This is a genomic window from Paenibacillus sp. J22R98, from assembly GCF_059383835.1.
In genome coordinates, this window is the sequence record NZ_JBXENW010000009.1 from 111284 (window position 1) to 129426 (window position 18143).

The 18143-nt window shown below is 41.8% G+C and carries 10 protein-coding genes; 2 read left to right on the forward strand and 8 right to left on the reverse strand.

The window, feature by feature from the left end:
* Window positions 1–56 precede the first annotated feature (56 nt).
* From AC50Y3_RS22990 to AC50Y3_RS23025, 8 genes are all read right to left on the reverse strand, one after another.
* A complete protein-coding gene (locus tag AC50Y3_RS22990; RefSeq protein WP_494821060.1) occupies window positions 57–2687 on the reverse strand; it encodes a DEAD/DEAH box helicase in 2631 nt (876 codons plus the stop codon).
* On the reverse strand, window positions 2659–3903 hold the full coding sequence (locus AC50Y3_RS22995) for an EH signature domain-containing protein (protein ID WP_494821061.1): 1245 nt from the start codon (window positions 3901–3903) through the stop codon (window positions 2659–2661). The genes AC50Y3_RS22990 and AC50Y3_RS22995 overlap by 29 nt, the downstream gene beginning before the upstream one ends.
* 17 nt (window positions 3904–3920) lie before the next feature.
* Window positions 3921–4667 (reverse strand): OmpA/MotB family protein, encoded by a 747-nt coding sequence (locus AC50Y3_RS23000; protein WP_494821062.1) that lies wholly within the window; start codon window positions 4665–4667, stop codon window positions 3921–3923.
* Window positions 4664–6013: a MotA/TolQ/ExbB proton channel family protein gene (locus AC50Y3_RS23005; RefSeq protein WP_494821063.1), complete on the reverse strand. Its 1350-nt coding sequence runs from the start codon at window positions 6011–6013 to the stop codon at window positions 4664–4666. The genes AC50Y3_RS23000 and AC50Y3_RS23005 overlap by 4 nt, the downstream gene beginning before the upstream one ends.
* Window positions 6014–6306: 293 nt before the next feature.
* Window positions 6307–10671 (reverse strand): sigma factor-like helix-turn-helix DNA-binding protein, encoded by a 4365-nt coding sequence (locus tag AC50Y3_RS23010; protein ID WP_494821064.1) that lies wholly within the window; start codon window positions 10669–10671, stop codon window positions 6307–6309.
* A 39-nt stretch (window positions 10672–10710) separates the two neighbouring features.
* Window positions 10711–12873 (reverse strand): Z1 domain-containing protein, encoded by a 2163-nt coding sequence (locus tag AC50Y3_RS23015; protein WP_494821065.1) that lies wholly within the window; start codon window positions 12871–12873, stop codon window positions 10711–10713.
* 274 nt (window positions 12874–13147) lie between these two features.
* Window positions 13148–14011, reverse strand: a complete 864-nt coding sequence (locus AC50Y3_RS23020; RefSeq protein WP_494821066.1) for a hypothetical protein — start codon at window positions 14009–14011, stop codon at window positions 13148–13150.
* Window positions 14012–14655: 644 nt separating this feature from the next.
* Window positions 14656–14982, reverse strand: coding sequence for a helix-turn-helix domain-containing protein (locus AC50Y3_RS23025; protein WP_494821067.1), 327 nt, complete (start codon window positions 14980–14982; stop codon window positions 14656–14658).
* Window positions 14983–15720: 738 nt separating this feature from the next.
* On the opposite strand from AC50Y3_RS23025, the gene AC50Y3_RS23030 reads away from it, so the two are divergent.
* The gene (locus AC50Y3_RS23030; RefSeq protein ID WP_494821068.1) at window positions 15721–16518 is read left to right on the forward strand and encodes a hypothetical protein; all 798 of its coding nucleotides are present in this window, start codon (window positions 15721–15723) and stop codon (window positions 16516–16518) included.
* 115 nt (window positions 16519–16633) lie between these two features.
* Window positions 16634–18130 (forward strand): tyrosine-type recombinase/integrase, encoded by a 1497-nt coding sequence (locus tag AC50Y3_RS23035; protein WP_494821069.1) that lies wholly within the window; start codon window positions 16634–16636, stop codon window positions 18128–18130.
* Window positions 18131–18143: the final 13 nt, after the last annotated feature.

Here is an 18143-nt window from a genome sequence, read left to right on the forward strand (position 1 = left end):
AAAGAGTTGAGTGGATTAATCGTATATTCCCCCTCAACTCTATCGCATCTTGTTATTTAAAGTTTAATCGCACTTCCCAATAACCTATCTTCCAACATCTTCTTAATCTCATTCACGTCAAAAGGCACAATCACATTCTCCGCCATCTCACGTTTACTCTCCAGCAACTCATGCATGAGTTCTTCAACGGTACCTTGCGGGAAGTTCTGTGCATCACGAGTAATGATGTGATGCACATGGACATCCTTTTCTTGGCCAATTCGGTAAGCTCGGTCAGTAGCTTGGTTCTCAACCGCCGGATTCCACCAACGCGTATAGTGAATAACATGATTAGCGCTCGTAATCGTTAAACCTACTCCAGCCGCCTTCTGAGACAGCAGCATGACACCGAATCCCTTTGATAAGTTGAAGTCTCTTACAACCGATTGTCTATTCGGTGTATCGCCATCTATGATGGGCACGGATATTCCGTAGCGGTGCATAAGCACTCGCTTCACTATGCTGTGGATACGACGGAATTCAGTGAAAATAAGCGCTTTCTCATCTCGTTCCTTCACGCCATCCAAAATTTCAATTACCTTAGCAAGTTTGGGTACTTCATTCAGCTCAAGCGCCTCATAGTTCGGAATAATAGCCCCAGGATGGCCATACAACTGCCGAAGCTTAGTCAGCATATTGAGAATGGCAATTTGCCCGGTCTCCTTAGTTTGTAGCATGGCACGTGATATGGCACGTTGTACTGAAGAAGCATCGATATAGATCGGATCGTTCTCGATCTTTGAGGGTAAGCGATCCGCAAGAACCTGCTTCTTAGTTCGACGCAGATAGTGGGGTTCAATCATTCGGAGTAAACCATCATAGTCGGCATTTGTTCCAAAACGATTACGAAACTCCTTTAATGAATGCAGACAACCTGGTTGAACAAAATCCATAATAGCCCATAATTCATCCAAGCTGTTCTCTACCGGCGTTCCCGTCATCGCTAGCCGAAATTCGCCTTGCATAGCCCGAAGCGCGCGAGATCTTTGGCTTGTATGGGATTTTATATTTTGCGCTTCATCGCAAATAATGGCGCGGAAGTTAATTTTGCCGAATACTAATTGGTCTAATTTCAACGTATCATAACTCGTTAAAACGAGATCGTAACGACTAATTTGTTCATGTGAACGTAAGCGACCGCCTCCACGGTGGATATATACGCTTTGGGATAATGCAGGAGCAAACCTCTCGATCTCTACGATCCAGTTCTCGATCAATGCAATAGGCAACACAAGTAATGTTGGTTTTAATAGATCTCTATCTTGCTGTCGCAGCAAGATAGCAATAACTTGAATCGTTTTCCCAAGACCCATATCATCAGCCAAGAGCCCGCCACGACTTTGTTCATGTAGACGACATAACCATTGATAACCTTCCAGTTGATGCTGGAACAGATCAGCTTTCAGACCTACAGGAAGCGGATATAGAGATGGGTTATAATCATTCTTTACACTTACTGAATACTCTAGATTCTCTTCATTCTCCATAATGTCGAGTATATGACCTCTAGACGGGTCAGCTTCTTCCTCGACCATATCATCACCGAGCAGCTGCTTCCGCAAAGTGGGATCCAGATACACCCAGGATCCATCATGGACTATATACTGCTTATCTGGATTCTCTTCCATTAAAGTTCTTAGAGTAGACTCATCAAGCGGTATACTAGCTCCCGACTCGCTATCAAACCAACTTATTTTCCCGCCTCCCATTGGGCGCGGTTGAGCTTTTTGAATCGGTATTATTCCTCTTACCCTGTCAGAAAAAGCCTCCAAATCAATCATGTAGTCAAATTCCGGTAGAAGTGCCGATGGATTCTCGAGAAACATGGGCACTTCTTCGCCATGGATATGCCTCTTAGTGAGCAGTTTATTCAACTCTTCGCTCACTTTCGGGCTTCTAACGTAACGTTCACGCCGATCGCCTTTAGCGAAACTCTTTCTCGGATTAGGATCTTGAAGAGTTTCACTTTCAAAATCGTTCTCTCCCCGAGGTACAATTTCAATATGTTCCGGATTGTGTACCTTAACATCAATATCATACAGATCGATCACATGATATTGTTCTTTCTCTAAGAAAGAATCTGTTCGAACTCCCGCTTGCTGCGCTAAACCCTGACAGACAGCTACTTTCTGATAAGGGTCCTGGTAAGAAGTATCTTGAATAGCGCTTCTCAAACGATAGATATCTTCAGGAAGCAACAATAGCGCTTCCTTCGTTTCTACAATTGCACCAGCTACTTTTCCAATCCGATCAAGATTTCGCCCCTGATTATCCGCTAGATCAAGCCGTAGCTTTGCTTCTTGCGGCAATGACTCCAAGTTGAGCGTTCCCATAACTTCGGTAGGTTTGACAGGCAGCCCCAAAGTGCGAAGAATTTCTATTCCATCTTCATCATTAATCATCTTAAAATAAGTTTCAAAGGGCAGCAGACCTTCTTGAAGCACTTCTAAGTCAAATAGATCCTCCCAGGCTATATAACGCTCAAATCCTGAAGCCTTATATAACTTTTGGATCAATTCCTTATTAAATGGCAGCTGAAGTTCATCACTCTGCTTCCCGACTACTTCTTGGAATGATATCTTCACGCCAGCTTCCGTAATACCGAAGGTAGTTTTAAGTTCACTCAGCTTCCTTTTGAAGAAGGACATGTCGGTTTACCTCCCACTTTAAATTGCTACGCAACCAATGATCAAAATTGTGCTGCCAGCCTGCAAAGTGCCTTAGCCACCCGCCCTCTACAATAAGCTCCTTGTTCATTAATTCAGTGCGCTTTATGTCACCTGCAGAGTACCAAGGTTTTGATTTCATTTGCTCGCGACGAGCTAATAGTTGATCAATTCTATGCTGGAAGTGTTTATTGAATGTTGCATTGTCATACACATAAACGGCACCGCCCCCTAGGACTTCCATTATGACAACATCAGGGAAGTACATAAGAAGTGTTGTGTTCTTATCCAATGCCATTGCATTATTCAATCGCCCAATAAATTTCTCCCAATATTTATAACGTTCATGATTCGTGTCAACATCCTTAAAGAATTCTCTGAGCGTTTTTTGTAGTATCCATCGAGCAAACTTTTCTTTCTCAGCCTGCCCAACGTTTTCCCACAACAGGGGCTTAAGTCTGTACGTTCCCATTAAGTCGTAAATTAATTCTGCTAACTTTTCTACTTGATCCAGATTACAGTTCGTAATTAAGCTGTGGACCATATGCTGCTGTTCTTGGCTTGTAGCCTCATAGAGAATTGACAGGTAAAGTTGCTGCTCTTGAAGGAAAAAAGCAGCCTCTGCCTCTGTTATCGTTTCAAGAAATACGGAACGATAGAAGGAATGGTTTTCGCTGACACCATAAGTTGCAATCCGATCCTTGAATCGCCCTTTATCTGAGTTAGCTAGTTGCCCACTCAAATAATTGATAGGATTTAAATTATTTAAATACTCTCTCCATTGATCTCGTGATGACTCTTGGAATCTTCTTTCAATTCTATCAAGATGAGTTAAATAGGAATATTGGACAAGATTCCACATTGGATTGAGAATACCAATTTGATAGAAAGCTTCCAGCATAAGTCGGAACGAACGGTGGTTAGTTTCTATTTCTCCTCTTATTGTTTGTACTAATGCTGTTTCCCACTCGTTTGATAACTCGAACTGAAATAAAAAAGGTAATAAACCCTTCTTCCGCCGGTTAAGGTTAGCTGCCCATTGTTGAAAGGCCTTTTCATCCTCTGTCTCCCTGAGCAGAGTAAACTCAGCATATAACTCTTCAATACTATTCTGGTACTTAGAGAAGTCTATTGGCTTTACCTTTTCTGACCCACCGTAATTCCGTTCATATTCCACAACCCAAGCTTGCAACGTCATTGGGAGATACTCGAAATTCATTTCTGTTGCACCAACTTCTCAATGGCTTGGAACGCTTCTTCATCTTTTAGCCTGAACAGAAACTCCACCCTACGCGATTTTTCCGCGTCAATCTTCCCATCACTCTTCAGTATCGGTTCACTAAAGCTTCTACCATTACATGTAACGAACTTTTGACTGTAGGCTCGCTGCGCGAAGTTAGGGAAATCATCACTATACATGTATTTCAACACTGAAAATGCTCTGTTTTGTGATAGCTCCATATTATACATATAGGTCCCATTGTCATCTGTATGACCTTCAATCATAATCGTAGCGATTTTACTTTTAAATTTATCTTGAAGTAAGATTCCCATGTATTTGGGAACAAAGTCCTTCAAAAATGCTTTACCATTGTCCGAGATCGTATACGACTTGGGCTCAAAGAGAATACTCCCCGGAAATCGAATCGCTCCCGTCTGTTGATCAATCTCAATTTGTAAATTGGACTTCCGGAAGAACGCCATTAATTCCTTAATAATCTCAGTTTTAAGACCAATGGCTTGTTCGATCTCTTTTGTCTTCTGTTCCGCCATTTCCCGCAACTCATTAGCCTGCTCTTGCGACTCTTTAGCCTTTTGCTCTGCAGCTACCCTTTTCTCAGAGCTGTCTTGGACATCTAGAACAACGACAACCATAATAAGTGCAAATACCATAAGCATAACGCTCATTAAATCTGCATAAGACATCCACCAATTTACATTTTCTTTTTTATTACTTTTCATGATGCAGATACCACTTCATCTTTTTGGTTCGTTAGAATCTCTCCAAGTTCCTCAAATACTTCGATCAACTCTTCCTGCAGTTCATGCATTCGGTTAACTGAACCAGCCATACTTTGCATCGCTCTAGTTAATGTATTATCGAAATGATTGTATGTCTTACTCAGTCCACTATCTATATTGTCTGCAAAATCCTTGACAGAAACGTTGAGCACTTCTCTTGTAGCCTTCATATCTTCACTTGCACTCTGCCAATGAGTCTGCATTTGCCCAATCTGATGCTCAACGCGGTTTAAATAGTGCTCAGACTTCTCAAGCGTATCCATGGCAATATCATTTGTTTTCGAACGTAGCTCTGTTAGCTCGGGCAATAGTTTCGTCTGGATACCTTGCATCTCGACTAGCTGATCTTGTATTACTCCAACGTTCAAGGCAATATGGTTAATATTTTCGCTAAATCGTTGTGAATCGTCTACGATTTTACGGAATTGTCCAGACATCTGTGCAAATTGTTCTAGCGATTCAGCATGTTGACGTTCTGTCTCCTTGTATCGATTGACGATGTCATTCATCGTCTCTAGCATATTTGATTGCATTTTTTGAGTCTGCTCAATTAAATCACTAAACGATTGGACAGTTTTATCCGTTCCACCTGTAATCTGGTCAACCAAGTTCTTCGTGATATCTTGTGACTGATGCTGAGAGATATGTACTTGTTGCTGCATAAGATCAGCTATTGGACGCATCGCATTCTCTAATGCATCAGTAAGCAGTGTTTTGAGATGGTCAGCTTGATTTCTTGAAACCTTCTCTAGTCGATTCAAGAATAACTCTTCGTCATCCGCATTAAGCAGAAAGTTTAGACGCTCAGCGTGCCAATCAACCTGGGATTCAAAGCGGGCACTAGTAAAACGATCAATGACTGTCCACAAAATAGAAAGTCCAATACCCATAATTGAAGTGTAGAACGCGGACTCCATGCCGGAGAGGAGCTGACGGATACTCGTTTTCAGTGTATCGGTTGTTCCGAGATCAAGATGCGCCAAACCAAATACGAGACCGATAAAAGTCCCTAGAACGCCGAGACTTACGAAGATACCACCCATTACATCAACCCAAGCGCGATAGCCCATGTGATGATTTAATGTCTCCGCTCCTAGGTAAGGTTCAATTCGAATCCGCTCATCTGCATTCCTTTGGGAGACGCGGTCGAAGTATCTTTTCCATTGCTGTGCGTATTTTATTTTGGAAGCGTCTGCTTCACTAAAAATTCCATTGATCTGCCGATCAAGTTCTGCCGAAGAATCCCCTTTATGTAATGCATCTAAGCTCATTTTGATTTTGCTCATCAATCTCGACTCCCGGAAGATAAATATTCCTAGATGAATGAGAGCCCATAGAAACACCAATATTTGAAGAGAAATCCAAAATTCTTTATAAAGCTCCACTCGCAGCCGCTCCCTCAGAATGTTTCGTATTATTACATTTATGCTCTTCTTCACAACTCATACTATACAAAATAGTACTATACTCCCAGTTTTTTGTCTGTAACAATAACAGTGGTTTACTGTGGTTTGTTGTATATTTTAAAGTAAAAAAACAAGCTGACACCGGTGCAATCGGAAGTCAGCTTGTTTACCATTTAATACTTCTCTACATATGTTGAGTTCGATACAACGTAAGTGGAGTCTAATTTAAATGGAGCAGTTCCATCTTCCAGCCTTGTTACTGTCTCAAATAGAAACCGTCCATCTTTTGAGTATCTGAATTGCATAAGTTTATCTTGGAGCTCTCTAAGATATGCTTTACCATTAAACTCCCTCATCAGAACATGAGCGATCCAATTCGTTTCATTCTGGATACGGGCATCATCAATCCGAACGATAATACAATCTACTGAGCCAAGAAGTCTGAACTTGCCGTTCTTCCTGAGACAATCCAAGAATAGATCCTCTGTCCATTCCAAGCCGTTATCTAAGGCTGGAAAAAGCGCTGGATTCCAGACACTGTCTAAGGTAACAAAATACCGACCGTTTTCTTCCTCGCTGTCTAAATACCTTGTTACATACTCAACAAGAGTTTGCTCCTTATATTCGGTCCAGCCGAAGCGATTCCGATGGATATACTCACCGAATTGCCCGCTTCGATAGTAATAGATATTACGACTATTCGCTAAGGCTATGTCTAGAGTCGCATCCTTAGCCCCTACTTCCTCGGTTACCCAATGATAAACAAGTTCCCGTGGAACCTCAGCATCCTGCTCCTCGATGTACTGTTCCACCATGGAGAGAAGCGTCAAATCTTCTAGCGGATGATCTTCACTAGCAATAAGCGGGTAACGGGCAAAGCGTACCTTGGACAAGTCCAAGCCTTGCAGCAGATCATACAGCAGATAGGATGATGAAATTCCCATTTGCGCGCAATCACTATTGGTAAGTTCAAATAATCTGTTAACATGAATAATACCTGTTTCAGACAGCAGTGCCTGCAGTTGTTTAATAATTAGCGTAAAATCATGCTCAAAGTACGGATAAAATTCTCTGAGCGCAACTACCCCTAAGTCAGCGCTAACGAAGTCACTATCTACGCTAATGGAGAACTCCAAGGTAAACCGCTTCCAACCACGCTTTTGTACGAACTCGTCTCTAAGCTGCTCCAATGTCTGCGGTTCCCGATGCTCACGAATAAAGACTTTGATTTGTTCGGCATTGCTAAGTTGAAAAGCGTCATCCTTATGCCAGATGTGCGGAAACTTATTAGGAGCAAGCTGCTCGGATCCATATTTGCGAAGCATGGTGTATAGTGCATATTCATTCGGGACATTTCCTCGAATGAGCTTCTCTTCGAATAATTGGAACAGTCGCCCCACAGAAATCGGACTTCTACGTTCTAGTAGCTGCAGCGCTTGCTCCGACACTTCCTGAATGAGATCCCGATCTACACTGACGAAAGAATGATGAATATACGTTCCACGTCCCCATAGATATGCAGTTTCACTGAATTCATCCCGTTGGATAACAGAAGTGAAATCTCGATCCCGCGTAAACTCACCAGGTCGAATCCCGTTAGCTCGCTCACACAACTCGCTTGCTCGTTTGTATATCTCCACTCCTTCGGGATAAGTCCGCATGACCATTTCAACAATTTCGTATTTCATTGTCTTGGTTAGAATATATTGGCCATCTGTCGTCTCCACGAGCTCTGGCTTTATTATTTGGAGCCCTAGCTCAGACGGAAGACCCGTATCTACGAGTTCAGCTACGACGGACGTAACTTGATCAAGGGGCTCAATTCTACCTCTCAATGCTGTACGAAACCGCTGACGAAGCTCCTCTGCCTTAAGTTCAAACTCTTCTTGCGATCGAACCGTCCACCAACCGTATTGTTCGAGATAAACTAATCCCTCATATTCCTCCACAACTTGCTCGATTATGCCATGCGTGAAACTTGTAATAATGTCAATGGGATAACAATAATAACTTCCATTCGTTTCACAAGCCTCTTTAAGCGCTTTTTCCAATAACTGCACATCAGGATGAAACTTCTTCAGCATATTGCTAATGATTTGCCTAACTCGCTCACGTGTTAATTCATACCGTTGGCCCAGCCATTCCAGCGTAGCCTTACGCCCTTCTCTTCGCTCCACCCAACGTAAATGTAGAATTTGCAGATTCCTGTTTTGACCAATTTCACTTTCTGAGAGCTTCACCGAAATAACTGATTCCACGTGCTGCATGCTGAATGTAATTCGATCCTCAATCGACATACCTTGCCACTCTTGCGCCTGCTTGCGTGCAATTCGAGTATCACTTAATAGAGAATTAAGATGCCCCGCAAATTTAGTAATAACAGTACTTCCTGCTCCTCGAATATTTAAGAGTGTTTCGAGCCCCGTAGGCAGATCTCCTACTTTCACAATTTGCTGATCTTTTAACTTCTGAATAATTAGGGGTACGGTCGGAAAGTATGCAGGGACTAGCTCAATACCGAAATCTTCCTCCTGCAGCTCTATGACCGTATTGTTCCATACGAGTTTACCGCTCTGATATGCCGATTGATTAACATACTGAAGAGATACAGATTCAGCATCAATCACTGGTTCAACCACTAGTTCTTCTTTATCAGTTGGTCCATGAATATACTCCTTCAACTGATTGAACAACTTCTCAACGTTTCCTACACCGGCACCTTTAATTTCGGCTACCAGATCGTTTAAATCCATCGGGAGCTCTCTTAAACGTATGATATTACGCGGTGATCTCATTTTACCAAGAAGTGCAGTGCATCCATAGATCGGTATACTGCTTATTTCCACATCCAGCATACGATCAGGAATGACTAGATGGCGTCCATGAAAATACAGCGTGAACGCTTCGTTATTTACACTTTCCAGGTGAGGCCGCGTATCATCGTCGATAGATTCAGGTTCAACTGACGTTACCTTAAATTTGTCCAAAGTCTGAATCGCATCCACGTACCGGCCCCTAAGCAGCCACTCTAAGGAAGGAAGAGGAACTCCATCTAACTGATCGGTTACACGAATACCGAAGCGTTCCAACATTCGAGAGATATCAAGGGCCAGAACATCCTGAAGAACAATACCTGGCTTCAGCCCACTCATAATGGATGCGTTTGCTGAACGTTCCAATTTAATGAACCGGCTCAATTCCCCTCGAAATTCAACGCCAAAGAACCATAACTGAACAAGCACATCATGAAGAACTTTCGGCTGCTTACGATAAAGTTCCTTCAGTTTGTCCTCCGTCCAATCTTTAAAACAATCGATGCCAAACTCGGTGGAAATTTCACTTAATCGGCTTGACTCATACACATCAATGCGATTAAATCTAATAGCTGTCGGAACAAACACACCATTCTCTATCTCATCAGATTGATGTAACTCATCGATTCCCGTTACTACGTCAGAATCGGAGTCAGTTTCTTTTTCAAGACTTGACACTGAAACAGCGGATGAAGAAGTAGGACTAACTTCTTCCCCTGACTCCACCTGCTCAACTTCGGTCGCATCTTGTTCACTGTGAAGGTCACCTTCGCTCAATATCTGTGGAACAACCCAGTGCTGTACCGAAGGGTCCTTCCCCATGAGAAACCAAGCTGGCTTACGTTTTGTAGATTGACTACCGTTGCGAGCAAAGCGAAAAGATAGACCATAAAGTTTGAGCGAGAACAAAACATCCTTATGTTCCCATCCACCAATTACCCATAGTGCTCCACCGTTACCTCTCTTATCTAATACTTCTAGTGAGATACTGGCTAGGTAATCCGCGATTTCAATCTCTTGCTGTGTCTCCGTCGTCTCATCCGTTACTGCAACTTCTCGATCTACAGCGTGCTCTGTGTTGTCCTTCAGATCCGTCGAATCCACACTGCGCTCTTTCGCTAACTCATTACTTTTACGTGCCCATTCGTCCATGCCGCCTGCAAACTTATTCAGCATGTTTTGAATTTCGATAAACTTCTCATCAATAGAAGATAGAAGTTTCCCAGAGAGTTGGTCTTCAATAAGTTTTTGGAGCCTCTCGCTAAGCTCATTGGAAGACGAGTTCTCTTGATCCTGTTTATCCACTGCCGCTGGAATAGGCATTGAATATACCGGAATTTCCATGGTTACCGGCCCATAAGTCTCAACATACCAAGCACTCAGCTCAAATAATTGACGGTGCGCGGTTAAGGCGATATCTATTGGAACCTCTCTACTATCATGAGCAGCGGAATTGCCATTCATCCGCAGCCATTCGAAACTGGATCTTACCTCTGGAGAGATAAGATCCTTTCGTTCGAGCAATTGGAGTCGGTCAATTTGCTTAATTGCATATACCGGCTCTACCTTTTCTTGACGAGCTACAATGGTTGCTAGCTGCTCCCCGAACAACCGGCCCTGCATAAGCATCGAACGCGGATTTGTCCAGAGCGAGTTTTCTGCTTCTTTAACAATTGAAGCCAACTCGGGTTGAATGTCTTTCAGCAGTAGATATGAAGAAGACATGTGTCTGCCTCCTGATTAAGTATTTTCGTGTTGCACTAATTAATCTGCGAATAAGTGATTGGCAAACACGACCGTCTGCATTTGTTTTGGAGCTACAAGTACCGGCCAGTAGAAAGGGTTCCCTTGCCAACCTTCTGCGTTACCATTTTGCCTGAGTAGAATAACCGCAGGAATATCGGTAGCTAGATTCTTCGCATGACCTTTCTCTTGATACGAATCCGGCGAGTTCTCAAGACGGCCATCCTGTTTCATTCTTGCAACATCACGATTACGCCTTACAATCACCCAGACCTGACCTCGCCGATCTTCATCCTTACTTATTGCCGTTAGATATTCGAGACTTGATATAAAGGCGTCCTTATTCCAGCTATGACCTTCTTTAAATGTCTCCTCAATATGATGGACGATACGCACTATGTCATCGACATCCATCATAAACTCTGCCGGCGTGTTGCTGCTGTCAGTACAACAAGTTGAAATTAGCTTATCAATTGCTTCAACATGCTTTGTAGTATGAGTTTTAGCCTTCTGTTCGAATCCCACTGGTAGAAGCCTCGATAAAGGTTTCAATGTTGTAGTATCGGCAAGCATGATTTTATTAGGGGAACAAGGAATGATCTGACTTGAAGAATCCTTCTGAACAAAGATAACCCCTTTATCATGGCTTCCCTTCTCGAAAGCATCTCGTAGGGCAGTATCAAACTCGTGAATACGCTGCATAACCGTATAAATATCAGCTGTCGTATAGAAGCGTGTTACGGACAAATCCTCAACTGGTCTAGCTCCGTACATGCGAGAATGCTGCAATACGGTATCTTGTTGGAACGTCTTCGGACGGCGTCCATAATAGAATCCGATTAAGTTGCCAATCGTAATACCGCGGTCTAGAATCTGACCGCCAATAAAGATATTAAGAGGCGTACGCAGCTTTAATTGCCCAGAGGCATCCAGTAGTTCGTTAACATCCTTCTCCGAGTTCACTTTCGTAATCATAATGTGGCCGCCATCGAGAGCCTGCTTCACTTCATCTTGAATCGCTTTAAAACTAGGTAGTTCTGATTCAGAGAGGTCAATAGATAGCTTTAGATTGGCGTATGCCACCTCAAGTAAATGCTTGAACAGTGAAGTGTTATTCCGCGATTCTTCCGTCAACTTCTCCGCAATGGCGTCGATGATGCTTTCCTGCCAACCATGGGCTGCCTTGTTTTGTTCTGTATGAATAATAAAACTGAATTTCTTCGGCGTATTATTCTCTTGCCGATCTTGAATACGTCTGATGCAACCACCAACGATAAAATTAACAATAGCATTTCGCAATGAATTAATTTTACCGCTAATAAGGCACTCTTCGATCTTGAAGACACGGCGATCTTGTTTCTTCAGAACATCGAGTTCAGCTGCCGGTACTTCCTCGTACAGGCGATAAGCGACAGTATCTGCCTCTACACTTTCATGAAAGTAGAAGTCACCGCCAATATACTTATCATGAATAGGAACCAGCTCGGTAAAAGCCGGTTTAATCGGTTTAAATACAGCCGAATCCACAACAACATCTTCTGGCTGCAGATATAATGAATACGGCGTAGCTGTTACCTGCAGGAAGCTGCTGCTCACTGCCTTCTTACGGAATTCATCAATCTTCCCAGCAATCTTCTTAATCTCGAGATTGTCATTATCTTTGGAAGAAGTGAATCCGATGCTTGCGAAGTCTGCCTCATCGTCAATAATCAAAATCTTCTTGTTAGCCAACTCCGGATACTGGTTGAAGAAGGCATCATGTAGCTTAGCCATATTCTTAATTTCTTTCTTCACAACGAAGCAGAGCTTCTGACTAAGCTCATATCTTGTCAGACTTGGCATAACCATAATGTCATAAATTTGAATGTGATCTTGCTCGTTCAGATCAAAGAACTCCGATTTGAGCCTCTCCAATGTTTGCTGCGCGAGCGCTCGTGTCCCTTTGGTTAGTACAATAACAATATCGAAGCTATTATCGTAAGCCATCGACATCACACCAAGAAATGTCCTCGTCTTTCCGGATTGAATCTTCCCAAGGAGCATTCCAGGGCGGTCTAATGTTGTTTGCGTATCTAAAAGCTTCTGGACGGTGCGTTCCATACACGATTGCATTTCCTGGCCATACTGGTTCTTATTATTGAGGTATGTAAAGAATGTGCCATTTAATTGCAATGTTCTAATCACGTGATCACACTCCCTTTTTATCTGAAGTTTAATCAAACATAGCGTCAGCTGTTCGTCAGCAAACAGGTGTTCGAACACAAAAAACATACCCTTACAGCCTACGTCGTGCAGCTGAAAGAGTATGCTTGATATTGCAGCTATAACGGCAATTCTGGCACACAATTGACTGGAACAGGTGACATATTCTGTATGACTAGTACATTCTACATAGTTCTACAGAATCCTTTTTGTTAATTTGTGGATATACTGTTTCATCAGAAAGTGTGAAAATGAATCAGTACTTTCTCAATAAGTTATATGCTACCCTACTTAATTCTAGCGTTTGAGTTATAGTATGACCTACACTAAATTTAGACTTTCTAAAAAGCCTTGATCTCCAATAATGTACCGCTTCACCATAGCCCTTTGGAGTCAAAACTATTACCATCTCTCCAGCTATCCTAACATACTCAATCCATTCATACTCAATCCATTCATTAATATCATAGACGTTCAATTCAGAATAAATCTCATCTAAATTAGAGGATATTTCATACAGTAGCTCCTTCAATTCCTCATTAATTTTTAGAGATTTCATAAAAAGTTCTACATTAGTTTCCTCAAAATCAATAAAACTATTTTTTAATCGATTTCCGGGGGAGACACCGATACTTTGCTTTAAAGAATAGGTTGGGAGTTGGAACGCTAGTGCAATAATTTTCGAAAGTTGAATAGCACATTCGGAAAGAGTATTTAATAACTCTGTTCTATCCATATCCATATTAAACTGAATAAAGCCTAACTTTAGAATACAGCTTTCGAGTTCATGTATAGTAGGATTTAATACTTTCTTATCTCCCTCACTTAAGTATACGCCTGGGTAACGATAATCAATTGGATCATACTCACTAAAATCAAAATCCTCTAGCCATAACTCGATAATCTCTTGCGCATCACCCCACTGTTCCTCAGGAACTTCCAGTGTGGGGTATACCAAAATGGTGCTTGAACCTTCATATTCAACATTAGTTATTCTCCAAATAATGTCCGGAGCAATTTGTCTTAACTCCGTGAGCATTCCATTTAACTTATCTTCTTCGTATGTACTAATATCAACTTCTAACTCATGCCATGTGTAGTACCAGTCTCCGTACACCATATCACCTCTACTCAAAAACGAGTTGTGAAGTCTCTACCCCTAAATGCATCACTCATCTTCTGATCAATAACGCTCATTATATCGTTAATGGTTTCTTTAAGTAGTTCTAAGCTCTCCAACAGCTCTCCAACAATTCGAAAGATATTGTATTAGAAAGTCTTTTTTAACAATTGAATCATTTGCTTAAGCTCTACGCCCCCCCCCCCTCCTAAAATATCACAAAAAAACTGAAGGTATCTGTTCCTTCAGTTCAAGTTCATCCATGATGTAATATCTAGTTTAGTCAGAGCGATGTGCTATCTTCATTATACCTCATACTCAGCATTACCATCAGTAGCAACTTGATAATAGCTTCGATCCGCTGGCGTGCTATAGTAGCTAACTTATTCAAACAAAAAGAATACAAGGAAAGATGTGAACCACCTCTTCTCGCGCTCGTTCCACATAATTTGATTATGTTGGTATAATATTCATCTTATGGATGATTGCTTCAGACCAGAATTTACGATGTATAAGCGGCCATATGCGTAAGAAAAAGCCCAGTCCACATGCAGACTGGGCTTCACTTTCAGAAGGCGTGGGGGTTTAAACCCCTAATTACACATGTGGCGTAATCAGCTCATTTAATTAATTGTTAATAACCATTATTTATGTACTAGATTAACTGGATTCTGAATCCATGATTCAATAGCCTCTCTGTGAAATAATATCCTTCTTCGTATCCTTACATGTGGTACTTGGTTTTCACGTACCATGGCATATATGCAATCCGCAGAGACGCCTAAATAATCAGACAATTCCGCAACAGAAAAAACACCTTTTAGCTGTCCTTGATGAGCAATAACCACTTCCTGGTTTTTACATAGAGAATTTGCCTGGAGTTTTACCTCATCGAAGTCAGCCATTAGCTTCTCTTCTAATTCCAATAATGTTTTCAATAATTGGATTCTGTTTAGAATGTGTTCCCTCATGACAAATCTCCCTTCATTTTTAAGTATATACTTAACTTATAGTTAATTAATTAAAGATAAACTTTTTTCTCGTTCCCGTTCATAAAATGGGCTAAACTTTTAATTGTTCACAGCCAGGTCACAGATGTGCATGTTTCACTGCGATTATCATCACTAACCTGTTTGTAAAACCAAAAGAAACCAAAAGGACACTGCTTTTTCTATTTGCGCCACAATCCGTTCCCTCCTTCTATTGTTCTCTCTAATAAAACGTAGTATAACGAAAAGATGCGAGTCATCCCTGCTCGCGCTCGTTCCTCACGAGTGGAGTTCGACTCCCGGTCAATAGAAACGCATCCCCTATGCGATGTCGGTCATGTCCTCCGTTCATACATGACATTTAGCGATAATGGTCTTACAAACATAAGGACTATTTGTAGCAACGGTGACAAGAGAAGAATTCCTTATAACCTACCCTGAGTATTGTGAATTTCTCAAAAGGGTCTAGGGTTTCTTTGTTATAGAGTTTACCTTGCGTCAGACGTTCAAAGTAAGTGGCCTTGGTAATTGGTATGCGGAATCCGCGAAAAACCAACATACCGGAGGTGTTTACAGTATGAACCCCTTTTTTATTTGGGAATCTCGTTTATCCTTATTTATAACTTTTCCCTATTCTGTTTTTATTAGTTGCTCACTCACTTTCGTGAGTGAACCAGCACGAAATTCACAAAATGATTATGATTTATTTGGTGAATGCAGATGAATGAAAACGAAAAAATTTGGAATCAGCCTATAATAAAATCGCGGGAGTTTTTGAGTGCAATGAATAAAATTAAAAAAGCAGAAAATCGTACTTATCTGCTTAATGCAAACTATCAATTATTGTTCCGTATTCAAATTCACAAATCGCTTTGGGAACAACTGCTTCTATATCCTGATGTCTTCTTTCGAAGACCGCTTTATGCAAATTCATATCATTTAAGTCAGCAAATGATAAGCGAAGGAACTGGAATAGCGTCTGGAACCGCTCATAATCTGCTAAACACGAGTAAGCAACCGCCACTCAGTGCCATTCATTCTTATGCAGTTATGTGCAACGTCCCATGGCAACCACTTGTGGAGCCAATACCAGATGAAAAGTCTTTTTCTGTCCCGTCAGAATATTGGTACAAAGGGGCATCCGAAGAAAAACGTATTGATGAACTAAATGAAGAGAAAAATCGAGTCCGGAGTATTAGAGGATACTGGATCCATGATGCCCTCCCTCTTTTTGAAGGAGAGAATTGTCCGATTTCAGCAAGATGGGTTAGAAGTTATCCAGAAATGGAATACCTCGAATTTCATTTAAATCACGAACCAGCGCTTTACCCTCAAAAGAGGAATATCATACGTAACATGTTTCCATTCGCTACGCATCTTGTGACAACTTACACTCCTTTACGACCACATAAAAGGTCGGTTTGGATTTTAGGACCAAAGCCAAAAAAAGAAGCTGCCTTCAAAGAATTGCTAACAGTCATCGAAATGCGAGATTTTACCCATGTGATTCCCTTATAAAATTTCATCGCAATTGTCCTCCTTCATGGTGGCCTTTTCTCATGTTAATGAGTGTTTAAATACACTTCATCAATCGGGATAGGCTAGAGCTACTTACATTAAGGAGGCTCATACGATGAAGAATCCCCCCTCAGAAGAACAACCCCGCTTGGATAATCGAAACCAACTCGATTTGAACGAATCTTTTCGGCAGAATTTTTTTTTTGCCGAAAAGATTCTTGACCTTTCGGGTATTTTCCCGACGCTCAGTGACGATCATGATATTAGAAAAGTCACGAGGGAGAAGGTCGAAAACATGCTATATGCACAGCAGATTCAGCCTGAGATTCCAAATACCGAGAGTCTCCCTCGCCTGGGACCTCAAGGCATCAATCAGTGGCTCTGGGAAAATAGAGTTGAAAACAAAATGAATCCGAGCCTTATGCTGGACTATTTAATGCAATCCATGTCCAACACCCCCCTTGTTTTCTTCCGAAAAATTGCGTACGTACAAGAGTTGTTGGAAAGTGTTGCAAGATTCTATCAGATTGCGTTGATCCAAGTTCAAAATGAACACCTGCTTAATCCCGAGTCTCTTCGCTATGCAGCAGAGTACGCATCTAAAAGCTCGCATTGCGAACACCTATTTCGTTATATAGTGAGAAAATCGAGTGAAGTAGGCTTGTTAAACCAAAAAATATCCGTTGCTAAAACACCTTCTCAGGAGGGACCTCTCCACCCACGGATTCTTAGTTATCGGGAGCATTTGGAACGGAGTGGTTTTTCTCATGAACATATCCGTCACACTGTCGCTAATATCCAGCAACTTTTCTGCTGGCTTTGCGCCAATATCGGAGTGTTTATGGGAACTTCCGCTGACCAAATTTCCATTCTCCACATTCAAAACGCTCACTTACTTGCGTTTCGATCCTTCAAACTGAAGGAGGTAAAGGAAGGAACTTGCAGTCCAATTACGTTCAGTCACCGCATCTATGCCATCCGATCGTTTTTTTGCTTTTTAAGGGAACGTTTCGGGTATGAACCTCCCCTTCAACGTTTTCGGGCAATACGTGCACCACGTTACAAGCCCAGAGACATACCCACAGATCAGCAGATCGAAACGTTTTTTCAAGTAGTGGATCGTTATGCCGAGAATCCCATCCTTGAACAGATTGGATACCGTCTTCTGTTCCATCTTGGTCTGCGGTTATCCGAAGCGGCTAAAATCAAATGGAACGATATCAACCTTGGGACCAGAACAATTGTAATTCGAAGCAAAGGCAAAAAGAGCCATCCTTTACCTCTTGCGGGGAAACTATATGAACTTTTACTGGATGCTCAAACTATGTCATTACCCTCATGTTACCTTCTTGGAAATCGTCCGCAGTCTATTGCAGCCAGTTTATATCGAAAATATAAATTGTATGCCATGATTGCCGCTTGGCCATTCCCTGGAGGCGTACATTTCTTTCGACATATTTTTATCACGCGCTTAGCTCAAAAGAGTATCTTACCGCAGGCATTGAAAGAATTAGCTCGCGTTGCACGACTAGATACCGTAAGCCTATATATTCATTTAGGACGACAGGATCGATTTATGATGGATCAAATCAATAAGTTGAAATACGAGTAGAGAGGGGAAGAAT

What these genes read in the sequence shown, in the direction of transcription:
- AC50Y3_RS22990 (WP_494821060.1), bottom strand. Translation starts at nt 2,687, where the DNA reads ATGTCCTTCTTCAAAAGGAAGCTGAGTGAACTTAAAACTACCTTCGGT.
- AC50Y3_RS22995 (WP_494821061.1), bottom strand. Translation starts at nt 3,903, where the DNA reads ATGACGTTGCAAGCTTGGGTTGTGGAATATGAACGGAATTACGGTGGG.
- AC50Y3_RS23000 (WP_494821062.1), bottom strand. Translation starts at nt 4,667, where the DNA reads ATGAAAAGTAATAAAAAAGAAAATGTAAATTGGTGGATGTCTTATGCA.
- AC50Y3_RS23005 (WP_494821063.1), bottom strand. Translation starts at nt 6,013, where the DNA reads ATGAGCAAAATCAAAATGAGCTTAGATGCATTACATAAAGGGGATTCT.
- AC50Y3_RS23010 (WP_494821064.1), bottom strand. Translation starts at nt 10,671, where the DNA reads ATGTCTTCTTCATATCTACTGCTGAAAGACATTCAACCCGAGTTGGCT.
- AC50Y3_RS23020 (WP_494821066.1), bottom strand. Translation starts at nt 14,011, where the DNA reads ATGGTGTACGGAGACTGGTACTACACATGGCATGAGTTAGAAGTTGAT.
- AC50Y3_RS23025 (WP_494821067.1), bottom strand. Translation starts at nt 14,982, where the DNA reads ATGAGGGAACACATTCTAAACAGAATCCAATTATTGAAAACATTATTG.
- AC50Y3_RS23030 (WP_494821068.1), top strand. Translation starts at nt 15,721, where the DNA reads ATGAATGAAAACGAAAAAATTTGGAATCAGCCTATAATAAAATCGCGG.
- AC50Y3_RS23035 (WP_494821069.1), top strand. Translation starts at nt 16,634, where the DNA reads ATGAAGAATCCCCCCTCAGAAGAACAACCCCGCTTGGATAATCGAAAC.